This window comes from Blautia sp. CAG:237 (genome assembly GCF_000436615.1).
GTDB lineage: Bacteria > Bacillota > Clostridia > Lachnospirales > Lachnospiraceae > Blautia_A > Blautia_A intestinihominis.
Genome location: NZ_FR886696.1, coordinates 1 through 8,589, shown reverse-complemented (window position 1 = coordinate 8,589; position 8,589 = coordinate 1). Strand labels below are relative to the sequence as shown.

At 45.8% G+C, this 8,589-nt stretch carries 6 protein-coding genes and 1 pseudogene; 6 read left to right on the top strand and 1 reads right to left on the bottom strand.

Annotation, left to right across the window (positions count from 1 at the left end):
* Positions 1 to 123 precede the first annotated feature (123 nt).
* The 4 genes from QZL69_RS02955 (at position 124) to ybaK (ending at position 5,238) form a co-directional block, all read left to right on the top strand.
* Positions 124 to 2,154 carry an NlpC/P60 family protein gene (locus QZL69_RS02955; protein ID WP_291518010.1) on the top strand — a complete coding sequence of 677 codons (2,031 nt, stop codon included), beginning with the start codon at positions 124 to 126 and terminating at the stop codon, positions 2,152 to 2,154.
* A 152-nt stretch (positions 2,155 to 2,306) separates the two neighbouring features.
* Positions 2,307 to 3,560, top strand: a complete 1,254-nt coding sequence (locus QZL69_RS02950; protein WP_022213733.1) for a transglutaminase domain-containing protein — start codon at positions 2,307 to 2,309, stop codon at positions 3,558 to 3,560.
* 10 nt (positions 3,561 to 3,570) lie between these two features.
* Positions 3,571 to 4,737: a TM7S3/TM198-like domain-containing protein gene (locus QZL69_RS02945; protein WP_022213732.1), complete on the top strand. Its 1,167-nt coding sequence runs from the start codon at positions 3,571 to 3,573 to the stop codon at positions 4,735 to 4,737.
* 21 nt (positions 4,738 to 4,758) lie between these two features.
* Positions 4,759 to 5,238 carry a Cys-tRNA(Pro) deacylase gene (gene ybaK / locus QZL69_RS02940; protein WP_022213731.1) on the top strand — a complete coding sequence of 160 codons (480 nt, stop codon included), beginning with the start codon at positions 4,759 to 4,761 and terminating at the stop codon, positions 5,236 to 5,238.
* A gap of 85 nt (positions 5,239 to 5,323) precedes the next feature.
* Here ybaK and QZL69_RS02935 read toward each other — a convergent pair whose 3' ends face one another.
* Complete coding sequence (locus QZL69_RS02935; protein ID WP_022213730.1) at positions 5,324 to 6,964, bottom strand: ABC-F family ATP-binding cassette domain-containing protein; 1,641 nt, start codon at positions 6,962 to 6,964, stop codon at positions 5,324 to 5,326.
* A gap of 300 nt (positions 6,965 to 7,264) precedes the next feature.
* Between QZL69_RS02935 and QZL69_RS02930 the strand changes: the two genes are divergently transcribed.
* Both QZL69_RS02930 and QZL69_RS02925 read left to right on the top strand, forming a co-directional pair.
* Positions 7,265 to 7,696: an RrF2 family transcriptional regulator gene (locus tag QZL69_RS02930; protein ID WP_022213729.1), complete on the top strand. Its 432-nt coding sequence runs from the start codon at positions 7,265 to 7,267 to the stop codon at positions 7,694 to 7,696.
* A gap of 226 nt (positions 7,697 to 7,922) precedes the next feature.
* Positions 7,923 to 8,589 (top strand): annotated as a pseudogene (locus QZL69_RS02925) (pyruvate:ferredoxin (flavodoxin) oxidoreductase); the annotation flags it as partial.

The window sequence follows — 8,589 nt, the reverse complement described above, 5'->3', positions numbered from 1 at the left end:
GGCGGTTGATTTTGAAAAAACAGTATGCTAAAATAAGCACAGTTATTATGTAAGTTAGAAGATTTTAACATATTCCTTTCAGGAAATGGGAATATGGTCACAGAAGGGAGTTTTTTTGGCAGAATGAAGAATAAATATCTGACAAAGTATTTATGCATCTCGATGATTTCAGCAATGGTTTTGTCCAGCCCGATGTCTATTCTGGCTGCGGATGAAGGAATAGAGGCTTTAAGCGATTTTGGAGACGGCAGTGATCTGAGTGATGGTTCCGGGGAGGAGACACCGGCACCAGAACCAACAACAGCGCCAGATCCGGAACCAACAGTCGCACCGGAACCAACAACGGCACCAGAGCCAACGACAGCACCGGAACCGACAACAGCGCCAGAACCAACGACGGCACCGGAACCGACAACAGCACCGGATCCAACAGCAACTGTGACACCGGTTCCAACTACAGCGCCTACGTCAACACCAACGCCGACTCCGACAACAGATAATTCAGCAGTGACTGCGCTGATCAGTCAGATCAATGCCCTGGCAGGGGAGACACTTACTTTGAATCATGCATCCAGAGTAGAGGCACTTCGGACAGCTTACAATAATCTGTCAGATGAACAGAAAGCAATGGTTACCAACTATCAGACTCTGGTAAAACTTGAGGCAAAGATTGCAGAACTTAAGAAGAAACAGAACAGCAGCAACAGCAATACTACTGATATTTCAGATGGAACGAAAGCGACAGATGTGACAGGTAAGACCGGTACACCGGTTTATTATGTGTCAAACCTTCATGCAGGAAAGGACTTTTATCTGGACAGCCTGAAGGAGAATTATCAGCTCAGCTTTTCTGATGATTTTTCATCTGTAATGGACGAAATTGAGAAAGAATATAAAGAAAAGAACAAACTGACAGATGCCAGTGACAGCAGAACGGATGGAATGACTACATCTGCGGATTCTCTGCTCGTGCGAAACTGGCAGGATATTCTGGCGATTTATGTGTATGAGCAGAGCCAGAAAGGTACCAAGGAATTTAAACTGGATTCTTCCAGCAAGGATGAGCTTGCTGAGATTTTTGCAAAGATGAATCCGGTAGTTCGTGACAAAGAAAATATCACCCATGTTTCCTATGGAAACTATCATATTAATACGTACATCAAGCAGAATAATATTGCACAGGACAAGAGAACTGTTCTCAAGAAATACACAGAAACAGACTGTAAGCTCCTTTGTGCGATCGTTACAGATGCCAAGGGATTTGTACGTCAGAGTGTTGGAGATGATGTTTCGGAAGAACGTGTCAATGTCATTACAGCGGCATATTCTCTGGTAGGTGAGGTCGGCTATTTCTGGGGCGGCAAGTCTACTACGATCGGCAAGGATCCGAGCTGGGGAAATGCAGAGAAGGTTTCAGCAGCCGGAAGCCCGAGCACAGGAACGACCAGAGCCTATGGTCTGGATTGCAGTGGCTTTGTTACCTGGGCAGTCATCAATGGATATGACAGCACAGATATGGAAGGCAGTGTTGGAGATGGAACTTCTGATCAGTGGGAAAAGGCAGATGTAGTCAGCGAGCAGGATGCGCAGCCTGGCGACCTGGTGTTCCAGAATGGTCCGGAATCAGGAAGCAATAATCATGTGGGTATCATCTGTGGTAAGACAGATGCGGGCGACTGGATCGCAGTACATTGTTCTTCCAGCAAGAACGGGGTTACAGTAGGAGAGGCATACGGTGCAAGTTTCCGTTACATCCGTCAGCCATCTTTCTATCCGACACAGGAAGAACTTGCCCAGATGGTAAGTGATGGAACGACTGCAAGTAATGCAGAGGCACTGGATACTGCCGCAGATGTAACAGAAACATCGGATGGTGATTTCACAGCCAATACAGAAACAAAAGCAGACACTAAGAAAGCAGAAGAATCCAGCGAAGATACATCAGGAATTGATATCAGTTTTGAGGATGATGTGGAAGCAGGAACAGAGGATGCCGGGCTTTCTGACGGAATCACTTCAGGAAGTACAACAGTAGAAGTGACAGGTACACTTAAAGAAATTCTCGAAAAGGGAATGACAGTTTCTTCCGGCAGTGCCGCAATTTATCCACAGCAGCCGGATAACAGTGATATTCAAGTGGAATTCGAAGATTAATACCTGAGAAAAGCCCGTGAAGATCGGTATATGATTTTCGCGGGTTTTTTGACATCGGGATTTGTCGGTTGTTCGTGAATATCCGTAATACAGACCCTTTTTTCGGTATGCTATAATAAAAAGAAACTATCAGGAAGACAGAGGAGTGGGAAATGAGAAAGCACAGGTTGCCTCAGAAAGTATGCCTGTTTGTGATTTTGCTTGCCGTTCTGGGATGGGGACTGAATACACGGATCCACAGATCTGGAGAGACAGGCAGTGATACAGAACAACAGTCTGTGATCATGGATGTGGCGAGGGGGATTTTTGACAGAGAACCTTCAGAGGTACAGGATTTACGAGAACAAAGTATAGCAGAGACGGACGAGGGTGGATATCAGGAGTATTATTTTAATCTTCTCGGGGATGATGAAAGAAGAATCTACCGGGAAATGTTAGATGGAATTGAGAAAAGAGAGAATAATTTTTATCTGACAACTTCAGAAGAAACGAAGATCAACAAGGTTTATCATGCACTTCTTAAGGACCATCCGGAATTGTTCTGGGTACATAACCGGCAGGAAGTATATACAACTTCCTATCAGGGGAAAGATTACTGTGAATTTGCCCCGGGCTATACTTACACAGATCAGGAAGTCGAAGAAATTCAGCAGGCAATGCAGAATGCCTGTCAGGAAGTTCGAAGTCTGATTCCAGAAGGAGCAGATACTTACGAGAAAGTCAGGACAGTTTACGCTTATCTTATTGAACATGCAGAATATGCATCTTCTGAGGATGATCAGAATATTGCGGGGATTTTCTGGAAAGGGCAGGCAGTCTGCGCCGGTTATGCAAGGGCTGTACAATACCTCCTGGAACAGCTTGATATCCCCTGCATTTATGTCGAAGGGGATACCAGGGACAGTGATGAGGGACATGCATGGGATATTGTTCAGATAGAAGGGCAGTATTATTATGTGGATGCAACCAATGGAGATCAGCCGCAGTTTCTGGAGGGAGATGCTGTTCAGTTCGCAGAACACAAAACAATTATTTATGACTATCTCTGTCCGTTTCCTCAGGAGTATGAGCTGGTTTATACAGCTTCGGATGAATTTCCTGTACCGGAATGTACGGCAACAGATAAGAATTTCTATATGTTAAATGGAGCATGCTTTGACAGTTACGATTACCAGTCGCTATATGAATTTTGCTGTATGCGTCTGGATAACGGGGCTGCGGTAGTTCGTTTTAAGTTCAGAAATCAGGAAGATTTTGACGAAGTTTATCGGCAGTGGATTCAGAGCGACGGAGATGAATATATTCAGGATGTGGCACGATATTATATGGGACTGTATGGGCTTAGTACAGTAGAGTATCATTATGGAGTTCTGGATAATCTCAAAACAATGTATTTTATGTTTTAGGAGGAGCGTTATGACAGGAATTTTACAACAGATAATGAGTACCATGGAGCAGACCAGGTCCGTTTCGGTTCTGGACAGCGTTTCTATGATCGGATTTGCAGCCCTTCTTGTTCTTGGTGTGATCAATTGCGTATTGGGATACCGGCTGCTCCGCTTCTGGATGATGCTGTTTGGCTTCCTGATCGGAGGCGGTATCGGACTTGGCGTGGCATATACCATGGGAATCCAGGAAAAATATATGTACGCAGTGATCATGATCGGTGTGGGCATTCTGCTCGCAGTGATCGCTTTTCTGAGCTACAAGGTCGGAATTTTTATTATCGGTGCAGGCATCGGACTGGGACTTGGAATCTATGTTTTCCATCCGACAACTTCTCTGGTATTTTTCTTCTGCCTGCTGCTTGGCGTGGGACTTGGCGTGCTTGCCATGAAGTGGGCGGGGATTGTCCTGATCGTTGGAACCAGCCTGCTGGGCGGCGCCATGGCAGGTTTTTCCTTGGCGAAACTTGGAGGACTTGCAGATATTCCGTATGGACTTGGCTTGAGCGTGGGTTGTGCCCTTCTTGGTATGCTGATCCAGTTTGCGACAAACCGCCGTGTTGTGATCGAAGAAGAGGAATATGACCCGCAGGAATACGAAAAAGCTCGCAGAAGCTCAGACTATGTGGATACAGACGATTATCTTCCACGCAGAAAGAGAGAAAGAGCAACGGGTGAGGAACAGAAATCCCAGAGGAATCGTAAACGCCGTGAAGAGCATTCCAAAGAACATAATTCTGTTCAGCAGAAACAGGTAGTTGATGTTCCGCTTGAGAAAAAAACACGTAAGCGCAGGCTCGATGATCCGGCACCGGAACGGGAGGAGACAGTTGTATACCGTCCAAAGAGAACCAGCGCATCTGCAGGAACAGGGCGCAGTGGCAGCGGTAATGTGAATGACAGAAATGTAAATAATAGAAATATAAATAACCGAAATGTCAGACGGAATACTTATGAGGATGATTATTACGATGATTACTATGATGACGAGCCGATCGATGAGGAGGATCTTGACGAGCAGATCATTCAGGAAATGATGGATGAGGATGACCGCGAAGGCGAAGAGATCTGGAACCGGATCTCCGGAAAGAATTCAAGAAATACAAAGAATACAAAACGAAACAGAAATGCCAGATAAGAGGCAGGAAAGAAGGACACAATGGCAAAGGAAGCAAAGACAAATGCAATGAGAATGTTGGACCGCCAGAAGGTGAAGTATGAGGCGTTCCCTTATGAATGTGATGAATTTATAGATGGACTCCACAGTGCAGACCTGATCGGTGCACCATACGAACAGTCCTTTAAGACACTGGTCATGGAGGGCAAAAGCGGCGGCTATTATGTGTTCGTAGTTCCGATCGAGAAAGAAGTAGACCGCAAGGCAGCAGCCAAAGCAGTCGGCGAGAAAGCAGTAGACATGATCCATGTCAAGGATATCCTCAAGATTACGGGATATGTCAGGGGTGGCTGCAGTCCGCTCGGAATGAAGAAAGCATATCCGACAGTTTATGATGCATCCGCGGGAAACTTTGATGAGATCTATGTGAGCGGCGGAAGGATCGGACTGACACTCAAGGTTCCGCTTGAACCACTTCTCAAGGTGACCAATGGGAAGCTTGCTGATATCACCATGAAATGATAAATATATAAAAATCCCCCGTTCCATGAGAAGTGTCTCGGGAACAGGGGATTTCTTGTATATGGAATAAATCAGATGCAAAGATTTAGTTATCCGCAGCGTCCTCTTCATTAACCTGGAAGACATGGCGTTTCTTGGCCATTTCGTCGCTTGCCAGATATTCGTCATAAGTTGTGATCTTGTCGATCAGCTTGCCGTCCGGAAGGATTTCCATGATACGGTTTGCAGTTGTCTGTACAAACTGATGATCGTGTGAGGTGAAAAGGATGACACCCGGGAATTTGATCAGTCCGTTGTTCAGGGCAGTGATGCTTTCCATGTCAAGGTGGTTGGTAGGCTCATCAAGGATCAGGATGTTCGCACCGGAGATCATCATCTTGGATAACAGGCAGCGGACTTTCTCACCACCGGAGAGTACACGGACTTTCTTGACACCGTCTTCGCCCGGGAAGAGCATTCTTCCGAGGAAGCCACGTACATAAGTAGCATCCTTGATCTCAGAGTACTGGGTCAGCCAGTCTGTAATGGTAAGGTCATTGTCGAATTCCTGTGTATTGTCCTTCGGGAAGTAAGCCTGGGAAGTAGTAACGCCCCATTTGTAGGTTCCTTCATCCGGCTCCAGCTCTCCTGTAAGGATACGGAAGAATGTTGTGATCGCCTGCTCATTGGCACCGACGAAAGCAACCTTGTCGTCATGACCGAGAGTGAAGCTGATGTTGTCAAGAACTTTCACACCATCGATGGTCTTGGAAAGGTTCTCGACCATAAGTACTTCGTTTCCGATCTCGCGGTTCGGACGGAAGTCGATGTAAGGATATTTACGGCTGGACGGACGCATGTCGTCAAGCTGGATCTTCTCCAGGGCACGCTTACGGGAAGTAGCCTGTTTGGACTTGGAAGCGTTGGCACTGAATCGGGAAATGAATTCCTGGAGTTCTTTGATTTTTTCTTCCTTTTTCTTGTTGGCTTCTTTCATCTGTTTGATGAGGAGCTGGCTGGATTCGAACCAGAAGTCGTAGTTTCCGGCATATAACTGGATCTTGCCGTAGTCGATATCTGCGGTGTGAGTACAGACTTTATTAAGGAAGTAACGGTCATGGGATACAACGATGACGGTATTGTCAAAGTTGATCAGGAATTCCTCGAGCCATTCGATCGCCGGGAGATCCAGGTGGTTGGTAGGCTCATCGAGGAGCAGGATGTCCGGGTTTCCAAAAAGTGCCTGAGCCAGAAGGACTTTGACCTTCTGGCTTCCTGTCAGGTCTGCCATCTGTGTGTAATGAAGATCGGTATCAATGCCAAGTCCGTTCAGAAGAGTAGCAGCATCAGATTCTGCTTCCCATCCGTTCATCTCTGCGAATTCGCCCTCGAGTTCACTGGCACGGATTCCGTCCTCATCTGTAAAATCTTCTTTAGCGTAGATCGCTTCTTTTTCTTTCATGATCTCGTACAGTCTGGCATTTCCCATGATGACGGTGTCGAGAACCTGATAAGCGTCATATTTGAAGTGGTCCTGCTGCAGGAAAGAAAGACGCTGGCCAGGAGTGATAACGATATCTCCGTTGGTCGGCTCAAGCTGTCCGGACAGGATCTTGAGGAAAGTAGACTTACCGGCACCGTTTGCACCGATCAGACCATAACAGTTTCCCTCTGTGAATTTGATGTTGACATCCTCAAAGAGAGCTTTCTTGCCAACACGCAGTGTGATATTATTTGCTGAAATCATAAAGTACCTCTTTTCTTGATTATGGTTTCTTGGTTTTCTTATTATTTTTATGCATTCACATCTCATTTTACAGTAAAAAGAGGATTTTGCAAGACTTAATCCTTGATTTTTGCGGGAAAAACGAAGAAGCTGTTGAAAATAATTAAAAATTCGGCTGAAAAATTAAAAATAATGTTGAATTTATACAATAAAATTGTTATAATCCATACCAATAGGCTGTAGTAAGAAACAAAAGGTACGCAGACAGATAAGGACGCAAAGGAGAGGGACGTCCGAGACAGCAGAGAGAGGGCTTAAACTATGTTGATTACCAGAGAATGTGATTATGCAGTAAGGGTCGTGCGCGCACTGGCGGCAGGCGGGAGGATGAGTGTTGGGGATATCTGTGATAAGGAATTTATCACAGCACCTTTTGCCTACAAGATCCTTAAGAAACTTCAGAAAGCAGAGATTGTAAAGGGATTTCGGGGAGTGCATGGGGGGTATTCCCTGAACCGCAGGGCAGAGGATCTGACTCTTTACGATATTTATACAGCGATTGATCCGGAATTCCTGATCATCGACTGTCTGGAACCGGGATATGAGTGTCCGCGCAATGGTGAGGGTGACCATGCGTGTACCATACACTGTGAGCTGTGCAAGATCCAGAAGGAACTTTGCGGAATGCTTAAGAGCAGTAACCTTAAGGATCTTCTTCCATCGGACTTTATGGAAGAGCCGGCCGATTCCTGAAAAGCAGAACAGAATGTCATTTTTGGTACAAAACACCAGAGAATTTGTTACAGTTCACAAAAAGTAAGTGGACTGTAACTTTTTTGTATGTAAATATGTACAGAAAAAATACAATCCAGATTGGACAATCCGAAAGGCGTATGCTATAATAATGAATGGACTTTTAGACCGCTTACTGGTCTAGAGATAAAAATTTTTCATCATACCTTTAAGGAGGAAACAAACTATGGCAAGAAAGATGAAAACCATGGATGGTAACCATGCAGCCGCTCATGCTTCTTATGCATACTCAGATGTAGCTGCTATCTACCCGATCACTCCTTCATCTGTTATGGCGGAAGCAACAGATGAGTGGGCAACTCAGGGAAGAAAGAACATCTTTGGACAGGAAGTACAGGTTACAGAGATGCAGTCTGAGGCAGGTGCTGCGGGTGCAGTACACGGATCTCTGGCAGCAGGTGCTCTGACAACTACTTATACTGCATCCCAGGGTCTTCTTCTGATGATCCCGAACCTTTACAAAATCGCTGGTGAGCAGCTTCCGGGCGTTATCAACGTATCCGCTCGTGCACTTGCTTCTCACGCACTTTCCATCTTCGGAGATCATTCCGACGTTATGGCCTGTCGTCAGACCGGATGCGCAATGCTCTGCGAATCATCCGTACAGGAAGTTATGGACCTGACACCGGTTGCTCATCTTGCAGCAATCAAAGGTAAAGTTCCGTTCATCAACTTCTTCGATGGATTCCGTACATCTCACGAGATCCAGAAGATCGAGACATGGGACTATGAGGACCTGAAAGACATGGCAGATATGGACGCTATCCAGGCATTCCGTGACCATGCACTCAACCCGAATCATCCATGCCAGAGAGGTTCCGCTCAGAACCCGG